This window comes from Vibrio sp. Vb0937 (genome assembly GCF_033338855.1).
Genome location: NZ_JAWOTK010000014.1, coordinates 37,022 through 56,344 on the forward strand (window position 1 = coordinate 37,022; position 19,323 = coordinate 56,344).

The window sequence follows — 19,323 nt, forward strand, 5'->3', positions numbered from 1 at the left end:
GGCTCCTAACCTAAATGGTTGTCTGCCCATGATTGAAACACAGCTTCGGTATCGTCCACTGATACAGTTTGAGCAAAAAACAGGTAAACAGTTGGCTAATGAAGTAATTCTCCGACCGTCTTCACGGCTTGTTCTAATTCATCATTTACAAGTAACGATGTATTAAGCCTCAGGTAGTTCTCATAATTTGGAGCGATAGAAAACAACTGACCAAATGCTGCAGTGATGTTCGCTTCCAATAACTTCTGATAAATCGCTTTTCCGCACTTTGTTTTCGGCAGTTCTATCCAAAGAAAATAGCCGCCTTCCGGTTGCGTGTAACGAATCGATTGGGGAAAGTACTTATCAACCAGTTCAATAAACGCCAATTGCCGCTGCTCAAGATTCTTTCGCAGTTTTCTAAGATGGCTATCATAACTATCGTTTTGCAAGTAATGCGCGATACCCTGCTGGATTGGTGCACTGCCTGACAACGTCGAGATAAGTTGCAGCTTTTGAAGTTGCTCATTGAAGCGTTTGTTTACCACCCAGCCCAGCCTATAGCCAGGGCAAAGGCTTTTTGAAAATGATCCACAATGCAACACGCGCTCTTGTGTATCAAAAGCTTTAAGTGAGCTTGGCTTTTTTTCAGAAAAATAAAGCTCTGAATACACATCATCTTCGATCAAGTACACATCGTATTTGTCAGCCAGTTCGACGATACGTTGCTTCTGCCCGTCACTTAATAAGGTTCCTGTTGGATTGTGAAAGTTAGTCATTAACCAACATGCGCGAACATCATTGCCGGCAAAAGTCGCTTCAATTTGATCCACTGAATGTCCAGTTAACGGATCCACCGTTATTTCTATCGCCTTTAGACCTAAACGTTCAATCGCTTGAAGTGCGCCATAAAACGTCGGTGATTCAACTACAACAGTATCTCCAGGCTGGGTCACGGCCTGAAGGCTCAAATTCAATGCTTCTAATGCGCCAGAAGTAACGACAATATCATCATGGGTAAACACCATACCTTGTTGGATGTACCGTTGAGCAATCAAACGGCGTAGAGACTCACAGCCCGGCGGCAAGTTATCCAATAACGCCTCTGCCCCCATCTTCCTGCCTGAGCTGGCTAGGTTGCGGTTTAGCGCTTCTAATGGGAACAATGCTGGGTCTGGAAACGCGGAGCCAAACTTCACCGCATTCGGTGAGGCCTGATTTTTGAGGTAGTCGTAAAGTTCATCGTTGATGCTAGAGCGATAAACGGAAGTGGCTGGAGAACTCGGTTCGAAGCGATCCAACTCCGCAGTAACAAAGTATCCAGACTGAGGTTTCGCTGCGACCCAACCTTGTGCTTCGAGCAGCTGATAAGCTTGTAACACCGTACCTGCGCTGACAGAATGGTTTCGGCTTGTTACACGCACTGATGGCAGCTTTTCCCCTGCTCTCCATGTATTTTGCTGAATCTGCGTTTTGAACAGCTCAGCCAGTTGACGGTATCGGTTCATGTTTCCCTCATTTCACTTACAGCCGCACCATAGCATACTTCGTGCCAGCATTCTGATATGGGAGTATTCAATTTAGCAACGTAATTTATCAAGCTTATCAATAGATATTTCAGCCACGAAGTGAGCGTTTATATCCCATACTTTGACTGTTACACACATATTGCCTCACATCTTTGCAATACCTAAAAGCCAAGGTTTTACGTTGGACTGAGTGCCGTTAAACTCACTTCGAGCTACGGTCTTTAAATCAGGAGGAAGCGATGAAAGTTTTTACAATGGACGATCTCTCGTATCGCGGAAAACATAAAGGTGTACATAGTTGGGACCATCCTGGCAGTACCACCCCTTATTATTGGCATCCTGATTGGCTGCATATCGCTGAAGATGCTTTGGGTGAACACAAAAAGGCTGACCTTGAAGTCCCTGATGGAGAAACAGCGACAGAAGAGCATGCAAAAGCGGCGATTCTCAAACACTTGAATGACGAGTAGTTTAGGCTCTATCACCGTTCATGAATAGCATTAGGTAGGCGAATCCATCGTTGTATGCTTTAAACACAAATAAAGCTAAAACCTGCCAAATAGTAAATTCTTCTGAATGAGAAGTACGCATCTTCTATAGCGTTCAAAGGGCAAAATAAGTCGATTGTTATCACATTAATTTTCATTACATCTGTTACATTTAAATAGTAATGGTGATGCACACCTCAACTCATGGATTATGAGAGAAAACAATAATGGCGAAATACAACGAAGAAGATATTAAATACAAAGGTGAATCCAACGGCGTACATTCTTGGAGCTCTCCTTCCGGCCAACCTTATTACTGGCATCCAGATTGGTTACACGTTGCAGAAGATGCGACGGGTACGCATCCGAAGCAAAAACTTGAAGTTGAAAAGACAGAAGTACCAACCGAAAAGCACGCGTTAAAAGCGATCTTAAAGCATATGAACGACTGGGCGACTGAAAAACTTTCTTCTAACCCTGACATCGAAACCAATGCGGTTGAGTCGGAAATCAATCTGAAGAAATAACCCCAACCGATATCCATACTTCTAACAGTAAACGCTCCACCTTTGGTGGGGCGTTTTTGTCTCAACAAATCCTCACAAGACAACTATAAACGCGTTAACGCAAAGCACTGAATTGAAACGATTGGGATGTGTGCAAAACTTCTCCAACCATGGCATAAATGCCCTTCAAACTCTGTGCCTACCAAACGTTTTCATGGCAAAAACTTTAGTTATGTTAGAATTCTGTTTCAAATCGCAACTTTTTTAGGTTTTCTTTTCAGTAACGGTTGTAACCAATATTGCTGAAAGGTATAAATGTTAGCACACCCCTTCGATTAACATGGATGAAGATTATGTTTGAAAAAGTAGTTGCCGCTCCGGCTGACCCTATTCTTGGCCTTACTGAAGAGTTTAAAAAAGATGCTCGCGCAGACAAAATTAACCTTGGCGTAGGTATTTACAAAAACGAGCAAGGCGAAACTCCCGTTCTTGCGACAGTAAAGAAAGCTGAAGCAGCACTTGTTGAAACTGAAAAAACCAAATCTTACCTAACCATCGAAGGCACAGCAGAGTACGGCATTGCAGTGCAAAAACTGCTTTTCGGCTCTGATGCAGAAATTGTAAACGAAAAACGCGCTAAAACAGCTCAAGCTCCGGGTGGTACTGGTGCACTACGTGTTGCCGGCGAGTTTATTAAACGTCAACTAGGCGATGTAAAGATCTGGATCAGCAACCCAACATGGGCTAACCACAACGGCGTATTTACTGCTGCTGGTATCGAAACGGCACAATACAGCTACTACAATGCTGAAACAAAAGACAAAGACTTCGATGCGATGCTAAATGATCTGCAATCTGCATCTGAAGGCGACATCGTGCTTCTACACGGCTGCTGTCACAACCCTACAGGGATCGATCCTACAGCTGAAGAATGGGAAACATTGGCGAAACTTGTCGCAGAGAAGAAATTGCTTCCTCTGTTCGACTTCGCCTACCAAGGCTTTGCTAAAGGTGTGGAAGAAGATGCTGCAGGTCTTCGTACTTTTGCTAAATACAACAAAGAAATCCTAGTCGCGAGCTCTTTCTCGAAAAACTTTGGCCTATACAATGAACGCGTAGGTGCCTTCACGTTAGTAGCTGAGTCAGAAGAAGTCGCAACAACCGCATTTTCTCAAGTTAAAGCCATTATTCGCTCTATCTACTCTAACCCACCTGCACACGGCAGCGCTGTCGTGACTCACATTCTTGGCAACGCCGAAATGCGTGCGGAATGGGAAGCTGAAGTAGCAGAAATGCGTGACCGTATTCAAGAAATGCGTGAACTATTTGTAGCGACACTAAAAGCAGAGGGTGTGGACGCAGACTTTAGTTTCATCGAACGTCAAAATGGTATGTTCTCTTTCTCTGGTCTTTCTAAAGAGCAAGTTAACCGCCTTAAAGAAGAGTTCGGTATTTACATTGTCGGTTCTGGCCGAATCAGTGTTGCTGGTATGACGAAGTCAAATATGGGCCCTCTGTGTAAAGGCATTGCAGCGGTTTTATAATCGACTGTCGCATACTTTATTAAAAGGAAAGGTCAGCATAAGCTGACCTTTTTTGTTTTAACTTAACGCCAAAAACGAACCCGTCCGATCTAGTAGACAAACTTCAAACTCAGCCCTACTTCATTGACGTAATCTGAGCTTTCACCGCTGTAATCAGTATCTCTAAACTGATAAAAAAGACCAGTGCCGATGACTTTATGCCATTGGTAGTTAAAACCGATCTTAAAATTGTTCTCATCAACGATATCACTACGGTTCAACTCCACTTCAGCTGTCGCAATAAGCTTTTCACTGAGCAAGTAATTCACCCCAACAGCTACAGCTTGAATCAATTCGCTATCGGAAGACAACGTATTATCCGTTTTGTCGTCCGTCGCTTTCGCTTTGATTGCGCCTATTCCATATATCCCGTAGATATCGAATTGCTCTGTAACTCCATAACGGTAACCACCACCAAACAAAAGGCGGTCAATGCGAAGAGTAAAATCATCCGGATGGAAAAACTGCGCTGAGTAATCAACATTAAACAACCAGTTCTCAGTAAACAAATAGTTACCACCGAGTCCAACTGTGGTCGCATTAGAGTTATCTAACCATTCTTCGTTTGTCGTTCCGGCACCAACATCCAAATGAATGTGTTCGTACCCAAATTTTTCTGCTTGGTCCATGACCGCTGCGCTTGATATCGCCGGCAAAGCAGCTAAAGAAACAAGCAATAAATTTCTCACCATTCGACTTCCTTTCATGAGAATTATCTAAACACTGTATTCCATCGCCTGAGCTACTTGGCTCAAAAAGAATAGCGTAATCTAAAGACGTGATAACGATCTGAAACAGCCAAAGATCTCATCAGTCATCACGAAGAAAACATATCAACGACGTCTTTTTCAATTGAGGTGATCATATAGTAGTAAAAATGAAGCTCCCTTATCGTGCGATATGTCAGAATCTTATGACTGAGCACGAAAATCGCGGTTCAGATAAGACTCTGTTTTAAAACTAAGTTAAGATTACTTTATTATTTGCGAACTAAAAGGCGCCTTCGATGGATGCAGAACTTCTCGAGATTTACAACTTTCTCGCCAAGTATCCCCCGTTCAATGAACTCCCTGAAGAAACACTAAACAAGGTGACAGAGAGTGTCGAAATCTCGTACTACCGAGAAGATACCCCCATCATCCATTTTGGAGACTATATCCAAGATTTATACGTGGTGCGAAGCGGTGTTGTTGAAGTTTATCGACGCAAAGGTGAGCTGTATAACCGCCTTGACGAAGGTGACCTATTTGGCCAGATGGGCATGCTCACCAATAACAAAGTCCGCTTTCCGGTAAAAGCCATTGAGGATACCCTGCTCTACTGTATTCCTGGTGACATTTTCCAAGAAATTTACGATAACTTTGATTCCTTTGCGGATTTTGTTGAAGTTGAAAATAGCGCTCGTTTACGCCAAGCCATTTCAGAAAACAAAGACGCCAATGACCTGACGACGTCGAAAGTGAAAACCTTGCTGACTGGCGATGCTCATACGATTGATCGTGGTCAGACAATCCAGCAAGCCGCGCAGCAAATGGCGAATGACAACGTATCGGCTTTACTTATCGTCGACCCAGATTTCGTTCGTGACGAAGACGATCCACAGTCCCCAGTACTTGGTATCATTACTGACCGTGACTTGTGTACCCGTGTGTTAGCTGAAGGTTTGTCCCCACAGGACGATGTGTCCAGTGTGATGACCACGGAGGTCATGTCTCTTGACCACAACGCTTACATCTATGAAGCAATGTTAACGATGCTGCGTTACAACGTACATCACCTACCAGTGGTAAAAAACCAATTGCCAATCGGTATTATCGAAACAACCGACATTGTTCGTTATGAATCTCAGAATTCGTTGTTGTTGGTGAGTAGTATTTTCCAACAACAGACTATCGAAGATTTAGCCGTTGTTGCCGAAGAAGTGAAAAGCAGCTTCGTGCGTTTGGTCAATGAAGATGCCAACTCTCACATGGTGGGTAGCGCGATGTCGGTCATTGGCCGAAGCTTCAAACAGCGTCTGCTAGAAATGGCAGAAGAAGAGCTTGGTCCACCGCCAATTCCTTATTGTTTCCTTGCACTTGGCTCAATGGGGCGAGATGAGCAACTGTTGGTGACTGACCAAGATAACGCCATCATTCTAGATGAAACTTATCAAGAAGAGAAACATGGTAAATACTTCGAAGCCCTAGCAAAATACGTCAGCGATGGGTTAGATGCCTGTGGCTACAAATATTGCACAGGTGATATTATGGCAACCAACCCACTATGGCGCATGACTCGCTCAGAGTGGGAAGAGTGTTTTGCTGACTGGATTGATAACCCGAACCCGAAAGCACTACTCAACGCCTCCATCTTTTTCGACTTGGATGGAGTCTATGGCCGCTTAAAATGGGCAGAACAGTTAACTAGCTTTATTGTTCGTCGCGCTCGAAAGAACAACCGCTTCTTAGCGTGTTTGGCTCGTAACGCACTAAACAGAACACCACCTCTGGGCTTCTTTAAAGACTTCGTGATGGAAAAAGATGGCAGACACAACAACTCCATCAACCTCAAACGTCGCGGTACTGCTCCTCTGGTCGACTTAATTCGTGTTCACTCTCTGGCGGTTGGTTCACGTGCACAGAACTCGTTTGAGCGTCTTGACGACATTATTGATGCTGGCATTTTGCCAAAAGGTCGAGCACAAGACTTAAAAGACGCGTTAGAATTTATTTCCATGGTACGTATTCGTCACCAAGCGACGGATGTGGAACTAGGCATTGAGCCTGATAACAATATCGAACCGGAAAACCTCTCTGAGTTTGAACGTCGCAACCTAAAGGATGCATTCCAGATCCTAAGCAATGGTCAAAATTTCCTTAAGTTCCGCTACCAAGCGAACAAGAGCTTTAAGTGAGGTTTAGCATGATTAAAAAGCTCTTTCAGAAGCCAACCATTCAGTGGCCAACGAAGTTTGAACAAAAGCTGGAGATGGCGAAGGATGAGAATTTAATTGCGTTCTATAGCAACAAGCCGCCTGCTCCAGAAACACCTTTATCTGAGGTGGAGTTCGTGGCGTTAGATTTCGAAACGACGGGTTTGAATCCTGAAAAACATGACATCATTACTATTGGTTTGGTGCCGTTTAACCTGAAGCGAATTTTCCTACGTAACTCGCGTCATTGGAAGGTACGTCCACAGCGTGCACTCGATGAAGACTCAGTCATTATACACGGTATTACTCACAGCGAATTGATCGATGCGCCTGACTTAGGCGATATCTTAAGCGAGCTGCTACCATGCTTAAGCGGGAAAATCATTGTTGTTCATTACCGTCGTATCGAGAGAGAGTTTCTGGATAAAGCGCTCAAAAGCCGTTTAGGGGAAGGTATTGAGTTTCCTGTTTTAGATACGCTGCACCTTGAAGAAACGATTCAACAGAAACGTTCAGGCTCTCTCTGGGAGCGTCTAAAAGGGAAAAAACCAGAATCGGTTAGGCTAGCGCAATCTCGACGCCGTTATGGGCTGCCAGACTATACGCCTCACCATGCATTAACCGACGCAATTGCTACCGCAGAGCTGCTGCAAGCGCAAATCGCCCATCATTACAGTGAAGAGCAACCCATCAGTGAGTTCTGGCTGTAATATACTTCACGCTTAATAGCGATCAAAAAAGGAGCCAGATGGCTCCTTTTTTACTTAGGTTGAGACAAGATTACAGCTTAAAGCGTTGAATCTCTTGTTCAAGTTCGTGTGATAGCTCAGACAGGTGAGCAGCTTGTTCTGCTGCTTGATGAGCTTCGACTGACAGCTCGTTAGACACATCACGAATACCTTCAGTGTTACGAGTGATCTCAGTGGTTACCGATGCTTGCTCTTCTGCTGCTGAAGCAATCTGCGTTGCCATATCACTGATACGCTCAACAGCAGTGTGGATTTGCGTCAAGCTCGCTGCAGCCGCATTGGCATCATCAACACTGGTATCAGCTAGACGACGACTGTCACCCATAATACCGACCGCCTTGGCTGTTGTGCCTTGTAGCATCTCGATAGTTTCTTGAATCTCTTGCGTTGAAGCATGAGTACGTTGGCTCAATACGCGGACTTCATCTGCAACCACAGCAAAACCACGGCCTTGCTCACCTGCACGTGCCGCTTCGATCGCCGCGTTCAGTGCAAGTAGGTTCGTTTGCTCTGCAATGCCTTGAATCGTTGATAGAATCGTATTGATGCTATTTCCGTGTGCTTCTAGCTCTTGAATCACATCAGTAGCAACTTGAACTTCTTGCGCTAAGTTCTGAATAGAGCCTTGCGTTTGAGTTACTTGGCTTGAACCATGTGAACAAGCTTGAACCGCTTCTTCTGAATTACTTGCCGTGCTATCAGCATTACCTGCAATTTCTTGTGTCGCTGCTGCCATTTCGTTCACAGCCGTCGCCACCATGTTGATTTCATCTTGCTGGTAAGAGATACGCTGACTACGCTCCTCAGCTTGCTGTGCTGTCGTGCGAGCTTGCTCTGAAAGCGCAGAAGATACGTGGCTAAGCTTAGTAACCATTGTGTGCATGTTGCCAACAAAACGGTTGAAGTTTTCCGCCAGTTTACCTACTTCATCATCACTGCGTGGTTCTAGGCGTTGCGTTAAGTCACCTTCGCCAGATGCAATTTCTTCCAGTGCATTTGATACGCGGTTCAAGTCACGGAACAAGAAACCAACTAGCCAAGAAACTGCAAGAATAACCACAATCGTGATCGCCACAGCAGTAAACAATAGATCTCGTAGCAATACCGCATGACCTGCTTCTTCTGTTGCGCGATCCATTTCAATCGCAAACATCCAATGCGTACCAGGAACTTTATTGAAGTAGTAAAGCTTCTCTTTTCCTTTGATTACCGTATCTTCGATACGACCTTCATCGGCGGCGCGCTCAATTGCCTCTTCTGAAAAATCTTTTAGAACACTGGTGATAGGCTTAAGCGTCAAGCTTTTATCTGGATGCGCTAAGAAGGTGCCTTCATTCATGTCGATTAGCATCGCATGCGCGTTTTCACCTGCATCTAAGTTAATCACATCGCTGATAAGCTGATCGATCAGTACGTCCGCACCAACAACACCAACAAACTGACCATTTTTCATTACTGGCTCAGCAATGGTCACAAGTAGTGCATTCGTGATTGCGTCTTGATATGCGGCTGTGATGATTTGCTTACCCGCGGCATCAGCATCCTTGTACCAAGGACGTGTGCGAGGGTCATAATCAGCACGGTTACGCTCGGGATGAGAGCGGTACATATCACCGTTTGGTGTACCAAGGAAGATGTCATCGAAGCCACCAGCCTTGCGAGCTTGTTGTAGGAAAGGAACAACGTCTTGCTCGGTCGAGTAGTCGTTGAACGCAGTGGCAATATCTTTACGGATATTGACCCAATCAGAAATTCCCTCTGACGCAGTAGTACTAAGACTTTGCGCACGTGAATAGACACCTGAACGAGTCTGATCAAATAATTGACCAGCCGACAACCAAGTAAGTGCTGTTGCCATCACAACAACAGCAGAAAGGCTTGCGCCTATAAGCTTTTGTTTTAATGATAATTTCATATTTATAGTTTTTTGAGTTGGGAGAACAGTTAAGGTGCATGAATATTACACACTTTTTTACGACTATTCACTAATTTTTAAAAAACAAAATAGCACATTAACTCTTTGTAAAATATGAACTTTCATGTGTCATTTTTTTGTCTCGATCGTCATAAAAACCGCACAAAAAAAGCCAGCAAATTGCTGGCCTTTTGATTAATTGTTAGTCAGACGGTTTTATAAAATGCCGAATTACTGACGCTCAGTTCGCATACCCATCAATAAGCTCACACACATTGCAAGCAGAATGAAGGTAAATGGCAATGCTGTAGAAATGGCACCGGCCTGAAGAGCTTGAACCGCCTCGGAGCCACCAATCCATAGCAGAGCAACCGCAATTGCACCTTCCATGAATGCCCAGAAGACACGTTGAAGTACAGGTGCATCGACTTTACCACCTGCCGTGATACTGTCGATAACAAGTGAACCAGAGTCAGAAGACGTAATGAAGAACACAAGTACCAGCACAACAGCGATGATAGAAAGCATGCTACCAAATGGAAGAACATCAAACATTTGGAACATAGCAAGTGATACGTCAGTCAAGCCATTTGTGCCCAGCTCACCTACTTTATCAACAACTTGCTCGATCGCCAGACCACCAAATACAGACATCCAAACAACGGTAACCGCAGTTGGAACCAGTAGAACTGCTGTGATGAACTCGCGAACGGTACGACCACGAGAAACACGCGCGATGAACATGCCTACGAATGGCGACCATGAAATCCACCAAGCCCAGTAGAACACTGTCCAGCCTTGGAACCAAGCTTCGTCCGTACGACCAAACGGGTTACTTAGTGGGATGATATTCTCTACATATGCCATAAGTGTGGTTGGGATCGAACCTAGGCTCGCCGCCCAACCGATAAGACCAACAAGGAGAAGTAGCAAGAACGCCACAACCATGTTGATGTTACTAATGACTTTAACACCACCATCGATGCCGCGTACGACTGAAACAACAGCAAGTAAAGTCACCACGGTAATAACGACGATTTGCAGACCTAGGCCTGGCTCAACACCAAATACGTGATGAATACCACTTGCTGCTTGCTGCGCACCTAGACCTAGGGATGTAGCAAGACCAAATAAAGTCGCAAGCACAGCCAGAATGTCCACAATGTGGCCAGCCCAACCCCATGCACGATCACCCAGAAGTGGGTAGAAGATCGAACGCATAGATAGCGGTAAACCTTTGTTGTAGGCAAAGAATGCTAAAGAAAGTGCTACAACACCGTAAATTGCCCATGGGTGAAGGCCCCAGTGGAACATCGTTGCACCCAGTGCCAATCTCGCGGCTTCTGGTGTATTTGCCTCAACACCAAGTGGCGTTTCATACCAACCGGTGAAGTAAGCGACAGGTTCTGCAACACTCCAGAACATTAAACCGATACCCATACCAGCTGCAAATAGCATTGCAAGCCATGACATAAACGAGTAATCGGCAACAGCGTCTTTACCACCTAGTCGGATCTTACCCATTGGTGAGACGATAAGCGCCAAACAGAAAATAACGAAAATGTTACCTGCAATAATGAACAACCAATCGAATGAACCAATAATTTTCCACTTCAGCCCATCAAGTGCCGTCTTTGCGGTATGTGCATCTAGAACTAATGCAGCGACAAGAAACAGCGCAATTAAACCTGCACTAATACCAAAAACTGGGTTATGAACATCAAAACCCCATTTTTGAACGTTGTCCTGACCTACCGTATAGTCGGTACTATCGATACTGTACTTATCTATACCCTTTGTCATCGTTCCTCTCTATTTTTGTAGTGTTTTTACGTACCAAACAAAAAAAATCTTTCGAACACGATACGTTTTGCATTCCGTGAAGGCGCAAGATCCTATCATTTGACACGTTTTTGTCTATCTTTTTGCTATTAAAAAATCCAATAACTTACTTTTCACTGTGTGGTTACAGCCTTTGATAGAACAAATCACTACTACAATAATTAGACCACAAACATTTATTGCTATAATAATTTTAGCTCTTCTTATTTTGTCGAAAAGGCGCGACAAAATGGTATTGAGGACACGGCGTAAAATTGTAGAGGTAATTTTTGATTTCCCCCCTTTAAATAAGGGCGCATTTAAGTTAGTGTCGCCTCGATAAATGTTCCCTACAGACTGGATGAATAAATTGGAAAAGTACGAAGAAGTATTGGTCTCGATTCGTCAGATCATCCGCGCTATTGATTTACATTCTAAAAAGCTGAGCAAAGAGTCTGGATTGACTGCTCCACAGTTGATTTTGATGCGCGCTATCAATGACTTAGATAACGTGACGATTAAACAGTTGTCTAGCCACACTAACATGAGCCAAGCGACCGCAACGACCATTCTAGATAGACTAGAACGAGGCCAGTTTGTTGAGCGTCAGCGCAGTGTTCAAGACAAGCGTAAAGTGCATGCTGTACTTACGAGCAAGGGCCAAGAAGCCTTAAAACAAGCACCAACGCCGCTGCAAGAGCACTTCATTAATCGATTCCAAAAATTGGAAGAATGGGAGCAATCCCTTCTACTATCTTCCGTTCAACGCATCTCGACGATGATGAATGCAGAGGACATCGATGTTGCTCCAATGCTAGAGCTTGGTAGCATTACCAAAGCCGATTAGTTTCGCTCCCACGTGCTCGCTTTTTGCGGGCACTACTCTCCTACTCAGTCAACCCAGTTTCAAACGCATATTTTGCTAACTCCGCCGTCGAATGTAAGTCCAACTTGTGCTTAATGTTATGGCGATGCGTCTCTACCGTTCGATAACTAATATTGAGTAAAGTGGCGATTTTCTTGCTGCTGTTTCCTTGAGCAACTAATTTAAGTACCGCTTCTTCCCTGCGGCTGAGAGGATTCGTTTTTTGCGTGGCAGGCACCACTTCTTGGGTAAAGAGTGTTTGTGTGACGGATTCACAGAAATACGTCGAACCTTGGTTCACCGTTTTTATTGCTTGCACCATTTTCTCGGCCGAGATTTCCTTGAGCATATATCCTACGGCACCAGCTTGCATGACCTTCATGATGTACTCGCGATTATCGTGCATGGTCAACATAAGTATTTTGCTCTCTGGGCGCGCTTCTTTAATTACACCAGTCGCTTCAATACCGTTCATTATAGGCATGCTGATATCCATCAATATGACGTCCGGTTGCAAGTGCTTTGCGACCTCTATCGCTTCCAAACCATTACTTGCTGTACCCACCACTTCGATGTCAGGCTCTAACTCCAAACGAGCCATGAAGCCATCCAATACCACTTGATGATCATCGACAATCACTACACTAATCGGTTTATCCATAAACTATTTCATCCAAATTAAGCAGCACAGTAATCTCTGTTCCCAAGCCAAGCTCACTCATTAGCTCAAATTCACCACCGATGAACTCTACACGCTCTTGCATGTTCCTTAACCCAATCCCTTGTTGGTGCACTGCTTGGTTAACCACAAATCCAACGCCATCATCACGTATGAGTAATTGCAGCATATTGCCCATTTTTTGCAAAGTAACCGTTACTTTTTTCGCTCGCGCATGTTTTTCAATGTTATTCAAAGACTCCTGAGCGACGCGATATAGCGTCGTTGCGACTTCCGAAGTCAGTTTGTGCTGCTGAGTATCGAAATTGCTCTCGATATCAATCCCGGAATGGGAATGAAAATCCTGTAGCAAGGTCGTCAGTGCTGCTTCTAAACCGATATCATCGAGGGCGCTTGGACGGAGCTGATGAGAAATATGCCGCACCTCATTTATCGCGGTGACGAGCGATCGTTGTGATTTATCTAAGTGGGATTTGAGTTTTTCGTCTTCCAGTCTATGACTCATTAAGTCTAAATGACATTTACTGGAGACTAACAACTGATTGATTCCATCGTGCAGTTCTCGCGCTAAATGCTTTTTCTCATCTTCTTGGAACATCACGGTTTTATGTGCCAATTCTTTCAGGTTCTTATCAGCGAGGCGATGCTCATGCAGATTGATCGCCAGAGTGAGAACAATGATTACAGCAACGGTCACCGCTAAGATCACGACGACTGAGAAAAATGTCGTTTCGATATTTTTGTTCACCGCCGCGCGCATATTGGCGACTTCTCGGCTTACATCCTCAATATACAGCCCAGTCCCTATCATCCATTCCCACTTATCGAGCCATGCAGCGTAACTAAGCTTAGGGACAACTTCACCCGTAGATGGCTTTTGCCACAGGTACTGATGAAATCCACCACCGGATTGCGCTTGATACAATAGAGCTTCGATTAAGCGATCGCCATTTTCGTCTTCAAGATAGAGTAAGTTTTCCCCGACAAGCTCCGGAAGAACTGGGTGTACAAGGTTGGTACCATATTTATCATAAGCAAAAAAATAGCCGTCCGACCCATAACTCAAACGATTTAAAATCGCTTTCACACGCGTTTTGGCAACACTCTCTTCTAAAGTCGGATCGTTGTAGATGTAAGAAATGGAGTCAAAAGCGACGTCGACCGTATCTTTCAGCGCCGCTTCTTTTGATTGGATCAGGTTTTGATGAAAGATCTCTACCTCCCTTTTGCCAAGGGTCTTGGTTTGATAGATAGAGATCCAGCTGATACTCGCTGACACCAATACCACGGGTATCAGTGTCAGCAGAATTAACTTTGCTTTGAGAGGCATCCCTTCCCTCCATGAAACGCTGCCTTTACAGCTTACTATCTTAGCAGTACAAACGAATCGATTGTGTCTGCATAGACATAATTAACAGCTTAACAACTTGTCTCAAAAGGTAAAAACTCTCAGTTCACAAAATCTCTTTATTATCGAGTGATTAACTCATACCGTAAAAACCTGGGAAAAACAGCAAAGACGCCAACACAACAATCTGAATCGCGATGAACGGCATCACACCTTTGTAGATATCACGCGTAGTAACCCCTGCTGGAGCGACACCTTTTAGATAGAACAAACTAAAGCCAAATGGCGGTGTGAGGAACGACGTCTGCAAGTTCATCGCAATAAGAATCGCAAACCACGTCATATTAATGCCCATCAATTCAGCGACTGGCGCAATAATTGGCACGATGATAAAACAGATTTCAACGAAGTCGATAAAGAAACCTAAAATCAGAATCACCACCATGGTAATAATAAGGAATCCCCACTTTTCACCCGGCAGTTCTAACATCCACTCTTCAACTAAATAATCACCACCGGTGTAGGTAAATGCCATTGAGAAGGCGGTCGCACCAAGTAAGATCGCAAAGACCATTGCGGTTACCTTAACTGTCTCTTTTGATGCATCATAAATCATCGACCAACTAAACTGTTTATACAATAGCGATAAAATTATCGCACCTGCACCGCCCAGTGCCGCTGACTCTGTTGGTGTTGCAATCCCTGCAAAGATGGAGCCCAATACCACGATGATCAATGCTAAAGGTGGCAATACAGCTTTCAGTGCGGTGAGCACTTCTTGTTTACGACTGATCGACTCATCACGCTCTATCGCCTGTGCGGCTTGAGGGTTCAACTTCGCGTAGATGAGAATGTAGATCACATAGGCGCCAACAAGTGTAATACCGGGCCAGATCGCAGCTTGAAATAGGTCCCCTACCGGTACGCCAAGTACATCACCCAACAAGATCAACACGATAGAAGGTGGGATAATTTGGCCCAACGTGCCAGACGCACAAATAGTCCCACACGCTAAACCTTTGTCGTAATTGTACTTGAGCATCACAGGAAGAGATATTAAGCCCATCGCAACAACTGATGCGCCTACCACACCCGTTGAAGCTGCAAGCAATGCGCCAACTAACACGGTAGAAATAGCGATACCACCGCGAACGCCACCGAACAAACGCCCCATTGATTCTAGTAGCTGTTCAGCAAGCTTCGTTTTCTGTAGCACTAGCCCCATAAAAACGAACAGCGGTACGGCCATTAGCACCGTATTTTCCATAATGGACTGAATTCGATATGGCATAAAAGCAAACATCTCGATGCCTTCAGCCCAAACACCAAAAATCAGCGCGATACCACCAAAAGTAAAGGCAACGGGAAATCCCAATAGAAGCGCAAAGAGCGCAACAAAAAACATCACTATACCGATCATAATGACTTCCTTTTACGACTTACCGTTATTACCGGCATAGATGAGATGAGGGTTGACAATTTTGTTGATTGAATGAAGTAACAATCCAATACCACTCACCGCCATAAAGAAAAATGACAGCGGAATCATCGCTTTGATAATCCAACGATATGGTAAGCCACCTGGGTCACCAGACGTCTCGCCTAACGCGTAACTTTCCTTGGCGAAATCAATACCAAACCAAGCTACCAGTAGGCAAAAAGGGAATAAGAAAAATAGTGTGCCTATGATGTCGATGATGGATTGTGCTTTGTAAGATAAGCGTTCATAAAAAATGTCGACGCGAACATGGCCACCGGACTTAATTGCGTAAGGCACACCAAGCAAGAACACGGCAGAGAATAGATGCCATTCCATTTCTTGGAATGCGATAGACACATCATTAAACACGTAACGCATGACAACGTCGTACACAACGTTTGCTAACAACAAAATAAACAGGATGCTGGATAACCATCCGAGAAAATCGCTAAAGCGGTTAAATAATCGCTCAATATAAATAAGACTTCTCATTCCGAACTCCGTGGAACGTTTAGATGCGCTCCGCTATGGTGCGGAGCATTCATTATGAAGTTTTCTTGGGCTTCGATAGCAGGCTAAACCTCTCAGCGTCGCCTGCTTCATAACGTTATTGTTGAGCTTGACTGTTTAAGTACGCTCGGTGCGAAATATCTGACCATGGTCGAACTTGATTCATATAGTTCGCTTGCGACTCTTGAATCTCTTTCGCCAAAGCATCTTTTTCTGCATGTTCTTTCAACAAACGATCGTTTGCTTCTCGCAACGCAGCTACGACTTCAGGTGGGAAATCTTTTACTTCAACATTTGGGTATTCAGACTTAATAGATGCCCAGTTTTTGCCGCTTTCGTGTTTCGATTGCGTGTACATATCGTAAGCGGCCGTTTTCATGGCTACTTGCAAAATCGCTTTTAGATCATCAGGTAGACGGTTCCAGGTGCGCTTGTTAACGAGGAACTGAAGCTCAGTCGCTGGCTCATGCCAACCTGTGTAGTAGTAAGGCGCGATTTTGTGGAAGCCCATACGTAGATCCAGCGATGGACCAACCCATTCCAGGGCATCAATTGTGCGACGCTCTAGAGAGGTATATAGCTCACCAGGGGCGATATTCGTTGGCTTGGCACCTAATTCAGCCAAAATCTCACCAGCAAACCCTGGGATCCGCATTTTCAAACCCTGTAAGTCCTCGACGGACTTGATCTCTTTTTGGAACCACCCGCCCATCTGAGTATCGGTATTACCGCCAGGGAAAGACATCAAGTTATGTGGAGAGTACACTTTTTCCATCAGCTCCATACCACCGCCGTAGTAAAACCATGCATACTGCTCAGTTGGCAACATACCGAAGGGCATAGAAGTGAAGTAAAGTGTGTTTGGAACCTTACCCTTCCAGTAATAAGACGCTGAGTGACCCATGTCATACTGACCCGACTTAACCATATCAAACACCCCAAAAGGCGCTTTATGCTTGTTTGCGGAATCAATGCGGATTTGCAAACGTCCGTTGGACATCTCTTCCGCCATTTTGGCCATGTTTTTTGTGGTATCACCAAAAATTGGGAAATTAGGCCCCCAAGTTTCAGCAAGCTTTAAACGATAGACTTTTTCAGCAGCGTTTACAGAAGTCGCCGCGAGTGCCATCGCGGCAGCGACAGCGGTTGTTTTGAGCACTCGTTTTAAAGATTTTTGGATTAGACTCATCGTTCACGTCCTTTATCACCAAGGTTATTGTTGTCATCCATTTCATTAGGATTGGCTGTATTCGGTATAAAAGATGTAACAATGTTTTCTAATGCGAAATGGGCATGAACACGGAAGCGAGTGATTCATCAATAAGGCATTAGCCTAAGGTATTACGTACAAGTACGTAGGACAACCGTCATGAAAAAAGACTGTTAATAGCAAAATCAATAAATTATATTTTTATCTATGAATAAAAATAAAAGACAATACGTACGTATTTTTCTGCCAAAAAATTTACATAGTATTTAAGAAAATGTGACAAACCACTTATTGGCAGTGTTAAAGTGAGTACTTAATGCATTATTTCCAATACCAAGATAAAAAAATACCTCGGCATCGGCCGAGGTATTCAATCTAGAACGGTAGCGGTAATTAAACTGCTTTGTAGATAACTTTGTTACCTGCTAACTGCTCTTTTTGAACTAGGTTTTCTTCAAGAAGCTTCTTTAGTGCGCCAGTAGCCCATGATGCCGCTTTAGTATCTTCTTGACCTGCAGCTAGACCGATGCCTTTAGGGTTAATACCTTCAGCATTCGCCATAACGATGTCTAATACTTGTTGTTGCTTAGGAGTAAGGGCAACATCAACTGTTTTCACTGCAGCTACTTTTTTATCAGCTACTACTTTCTCCGCAACAGCTTTTTCAGCAACAGAAGGTGCTACTGCTTTTTCCGCAACAGGCTTCACTGCTTTAGGTGCTGCAGCTAAGTTTGCTACTGTCGCTTTAATGCGTTTTTGCAGTTTCATCTGCACTTTACGCTTATGAGCAAGTCTCATTGAATATTTCTCCAGTTCACTGCATCTCAGCAGGGATGAAAATTTGAAGCGCGTTTTATACCAAAATTCACAAGCAATTTGTAGGTTTTAGCGGCGAAACGCGATGAAAAATGCGCTCAAAGCATAGAACGTCTACTATTTAATCAGATATTTTATGAACGGATTTATTGAATACTGGGTATAAAAACAGAGGTTTGTTTTATTTTAAATGCAAGTCAATGCACATAAAGCTGCCCACTCATTTTTGAACAAGTATTCGATGAGGTTATAAGCATGGAAACGCTGCACCTAACAAATTCACATTTCAAACCCGACTCCCCTATCAACAGAATACTTTTGTTACTCGTTGCACTCATCACTTGGTTTTTGGTTGCCATTTCTCCGGGATGGAAGCAAGCCATGTTGTCGGTCATTTTGATGTCTGCAATCGTTGGTTTCGCCATCTTGATGATTAAGAAAAGCCAAGTCACTTTTACGCTGACAGCTTCTCACTTTCAGCAACACCTTTTTAAAGGGGGTTGGGTCGTCAGATGGCGAAATATTGAGTCAATCGGTATTTGTAGCTACCAACAGGAAGGGTGGCACCAACCGCTACCTTGGATCGGTATTCGTCTAAAACACTACTCACCCTACTTAAATTCAATCTGCCCTCGTATAGCGACAGAAATTCTCCTCAGCCAGCGAGCACTGCTTTACTTAGGCGCAAAACAAAATCAGTGTGAAGATAAGTTTGAGGATATGGTGCTTGACCCTAAACCGTATATAAACAGAGATGGGATTGAGTACAAAGGTTTGTTAGCGATGCTCGCCAACCGGATGAAGTATCAGAGAGGCTTTTATGGCTATGATCTATTTATATCAGCAAGTGATCTAGATCGTGAGGCTGAGGATTTTGTGGGACTGACTCGGCGATACTTAGCTGCCGCCGAGCCAGAATAATGCTTAGTAC

17 protein-coding genes are annotated in these 19,323 nt (G+C 44.1%); 7 read left to right on the top strand and 10 right to left on the bottom strand.

Annotated elements, in window-relative coordinates:
• Positions 1-95 precede the first annotated feature (95 nt).
• Positions 96-1,487 carry a PLP-dependent aminotransferase family protein gene (locus R7P67_RS16360; protein ID WP_262653462.1) on the bottom strand — a complete coding sequence of 464 codons (1,392 nt, stop codon included), beginning with the start codon at positions 1,485-1,487 and terminating at the stop codon, positions 96-98.
• 260 nt (positions 1,488-1,747) lie between these two features.
• Here R7P67_RS16360 and R7P67_RS16365 point away from each other — a divergent pair, with 260 nt between their 5' ends.
• The 3 genes from R7P67_RS16365 (at position 1,748) to R7P67_RS16375 (ending at position 4,046) form a co-directional block, all read left to right on the top strand.
• Positions 1,748-1,978, top strand: coding sequence for a hypothetical protein (locus R7P67_RS16365; protein ID WP_017636104.1), 231 nt, complete (start codon positions 1,748-1,750; stop codon positions 1,976-1,978).
• Positions 1,979-2,223: 245 nt separating this feature from the next.
• Positions 2,224-2,523: a hypothetical protein gene (locus R7P67_RS16370; protein ID WP_005376885.1), complete on the top strand. Its 300-nt coding sequence runs from the start codon at positions 2,224-2,226 to the stop codon at positions 2,521-2,523.
• A gap of 332 nt (positions 2,524-2,855) precedes the next feature.
• Positions 2,856-4,046 carry an amino acid aminotransferase gene (locus R7P67_RS16375; protein ID WP_017636105.1) on the top strand — a complete coding sequence of 397 codons (1,191 nt, stop codon included), beginning with the start codon at positions 2,856-2,858 and terminating at the stop codon, positions 4,044-4,046.
• Positions 4,047-4,135: 89 nt separating this feature from the next.
• Here the strand turns inward: R7P67_RS16375 and R7P67_RS16380 are convergent, their stop codons facing one another.
• On the bottom strand, positions 4,136-4,777 hold the full coding sequence (locus R7P67_RS16380) for an outer membrane beta-barrel protein (RefSeq protein ID WP_256895560.1): 642 nt from the start codon (positions 4,775-4,777) through the stop codon (positions 4,136-4,138).
• 314 nt (positions 4,778-5,091) lie between these two features.
• Between R7P67_RS16380 and R7P67_RS16385 the strand changes: the two genes are divergently transcribed.
• Both R7P67_RS16385 and R7P67_RS16390 read left to right on the top strand, forming a co-directional pair.
• Positions 5,092-6,981, top strand: coding sequence for a DUF294 nucleotidyltransferase-like domain-containing protein (locus R7P67_RS16385; protein WP_033905640.1), 1,890 nt, complete (start codon positions 5,092-5,094; stop codon positions 6,979-6,981).
• 8 nt (positions 6,982-6,989) lie between these two features.
• Positions 6,990-7,709: a 3'-5' exonuclease gene (locus R7P67_RS16390; RefSeq protein WP_005376881.1), complete on the top strand. Its 720-nt coding sequence runs from the start codon at positions 6,990-6,992 to the stop codon at positions 7,707-7,709.
• Positions 7,710-7,779: 70 nt separating this feature from the next.
• On the opposite strand, the gene R7P67_RS16395 is transcribed toward R7P67_RS16390, so the two are convergent.
• Positions 7,780-9,663 (bottom strand): methyl-accepting chemotaxis protein, encoded by a 1,884-nt coding sequence (locus R7P67_RS16395; protein WP_005376880.1) that lies wholly within the window; start codon positions 9,661-9,663, stop codon positions 7,780-7,782.
• 231 nt (positions 9,664-9,894) lie between these two features.
• Positions 9,895-11,466: a BCCT family transporter gene (locus R7P67_RS16400; RefSeq protein ID WP_005376879.1), complete on the bottom strand. Its 1,572-nt coding sequence runs from the start codon at positions 11,464-11,466 to the stop codon at positions 9,895-9,897.
• 388 nt (positions 11,467-11,854) lie between these two features.
• On the opposite strand from R7P67_RS16400, the gene R7P67_RS16405 reads away from it, so the two are divergent.
• Positions 11,855-12,331, top strand: coding sequence for a MarR family winged helix-turn-helix transcriptional regulator (locus R7P67_RS16405; RefSeq protein ID WP_005376877.1), 477 nt, complete (start codon positions 11,855-11,857; stop codon positions 12,329-12,331).
• A gap of 40 nt (positions 12,332-12,371) precedes the next feature.
• Here the strand turns inward: R7P67_RS16405 and R7P67_RS16410 are convergent, their stop codons facing one another.
• The 6 genes from R7P67_RS16410 to R7P67_RS16435 all read right to left on the bottom strand — a co-directional run bounded on the left by R7P67_RS16410 (position 12,372) and on the right by R7P67_RS16435 (position 18,374).
• Positions 12,372-13,010: a response regulator gene (locus R7P67_RS16410; protein WP_005376875.1), complete on the bottom strand. Its 639-nt coding sequence runs from the start codon at positions 13,008-13,010 to the stop codon at positions 12,372-12,374.
• Entirely contained in the window at positions 13,003-14,358 is a 1,356-nt protein-coding gene (locus R7P67_RS16415) for a cache domain-containing protein (protein WP_005386831.1), read from the bottom strand. Before R7P67_RS16415 ends, R7P67_RS16410 begins: the two co-directional genes overlap by 8 nt.
• Before the next feature lie 151 nt (positions 14,359-14,509).
• Positions 14,510-15,796 carry a TRAP transporter large permease subunit gene (locus tag R7P67_RS16420; RefSeq protein ID WP_005376871.1) on the bottom strand — a complete coding sequence of 429 codons (1,287 nt, stop codon included), beginning with the start codon at positions 15,794-15,796 and terminating at the stop codon, positions 14,510-14,512.
• A gap of 12 nt (positions 15,797-15,808) precedes the next feature.
• Positions 15,809-16,348 carry a TRAP transporter small permease subunit gene (locus R7P67_RS16425; protein ID WP_005376869.1) on the bottom strand — a complete coding sequence of 180 codons (540 nt, stop codon included), beginning with the start codon at positions 16,346-16,348 and terminating at the stop codon, positions 15,809-15,811.
• Positions 16,349-16,463: 115 nt separating this feature from the next.
• On the bottom strand, positions 16,464-17,555 hold the full coding sequence (locus tag R7P67_RS16430; protein ID WP_017636112.1) for a TRAP transporter substrate-binding protein: 1,092 nt from the start codon (positions 17,553-17,555) through the stop codon (positions 16,464-16,466).
• Between the two features lie 414 nt (positions 17,556-17,969).
• Positions 17,970-18,374, bottom strand: a complete 405-nt coding sequence (locus tag R7P67_RS16435) for a hypothetical protein (RefSeq protein WP_005376863.1) — start codon at positions 18,372-18,374, stop codon at positions 17,970-17,972.
• A gap of 273 nt (positions 18,375-18,647) precedes the next feature.
• Here R7P67_RS16435 and R7P67_RS16440 point away from each other — a divergent pair, with 273 nt between their 5' ends.
• Entirely contained in the window at positions 18,648-19,313 is a 666-nt protein-coding gene (locus R7P67_RS16440; RefSeq protein ID WP_262653459.1) for a DUF2982 domain-containing protein, read from the top strand.
• The last annotated feature ends 10 nt before the right edge of the window (positions 19,314-19,323 follow it).

Excerpts from the sequence above, each read along its gene's own strand:
- R7P67_RS16430 (WP_017636112.1), bottom strand. The coding sequence starts at position 17,555 with ATGAGTCTAATCCAAAAATCTTTAAAACGAGTGCTCAAAACAACCGCT.
- R7P67_RS16390 (WP_005376881.1), top strand. The coding sequence starts at position 6,990 with ATGATTAAAAAGCTCTTTCAGAAGCCAACCATTCAGTGGCCAACGAAG.
- R7P67_RS16400 (WP_005376879.1), bottom strand. The coding sequence starts at position 11,466 with ATGACAAAGGGTATAGATAAGTACAGTATCGATAGTACCGACTATACG.
- R7P67_RS16420 (WP_005376871.1), bottom strand. The coding sequence starts at position 15,796 with ATGATCGGTATAGTGATGTTTTTTGTTGCGCTCTTTGCGCTTCTATTG.
- R7P67_RS16365 (WP_017636104.1), top strand. The coding sequence starts at position 1,748 with ATGAAAGTTTTTACAATGGACGATCTCTCGTATCGCGGAAAACATAAA.
- R7P67_RS16385 (WP_033905640.1), top strand. The coding sequence starts at position 5,092 with ATGGATGCAGAACTTCTCGAGATTTACAACTTTCTCGCCAAGTATCCC.
- R7P67_RS16425 (WP_005376869.1), bottom strand. The coding sequence starts at position 16,348 with ATGAGAAGTCTTATTTATATTGAGCGATTATTTAACCGCTTTAGCGAT.
- R7P67_RS16415 (WP_005386831.1), bottom strand. The coding sequence starts at position 14,358 with ATGCCTCTCAAAGCAAAGTTAATTCTGCTGACACTGATACCCGTGGTA.
- R7P67_RS16410 (WP_005376875.1), bottom strand. The coding sequence starts at position 13,010 with ATGGATAAACCGATTAGTGTAGTGATTGTCGATGATCATCAAGTGGTA.
- R7P67_RS16395 (WP_005376880.1), bottom strand. The coding sequence starts at position 9,663 with ATGAAATTATCATTAAAACAAAAGCTTATAGGCGCAAGCCTTTCTGCT.
- R7P67_RS16380 (WP_256895560.1), bottom strand. The coding sequence starts at position 4,777 with ATGGTGAGAAATTTATTGCTTGTTTCTTTAGCTGCTTTGCCGGCGATA.
- R7P67_RS16370 (WP_005376885.1), top strand. The coding sequence starts at position 2,224 with ATGGCGAAATACAACGAAGAAGATATTAAATACAAAGGTGAATCCAAC.
- R7P67_RS16375 (WP_017636105.1), top strand. The coding sequence starts at position 2,856 with ATGTTTGAAAAAGTAGTTGCCGCTCCGGCTGACCCTATTCTTGGCCTT.
- R7P67_RS16360 (WP_262653462.1), bottom strand. The coding sequence starts at position 1,487 with ATGAACCGATACCGTCAACTGGCTGAGCTGTTCAAAACGCAGATTCAG.
- R7P67_RS16435 (WP_005376863.1), bottom strand. The coding sequence starts at position 18,374 with ATGAGACTTGCTCATAAGCGTAAAGTGCAGATGAAACTGCAAAAACGC.
- R7P67_RS16440 (WP_262653459.1), top strand. The coding sequence starts at position 18,648 with ATGGAAACGCTGCACCTAACAAATTCACATTTCAAACCCGACTCCCCT.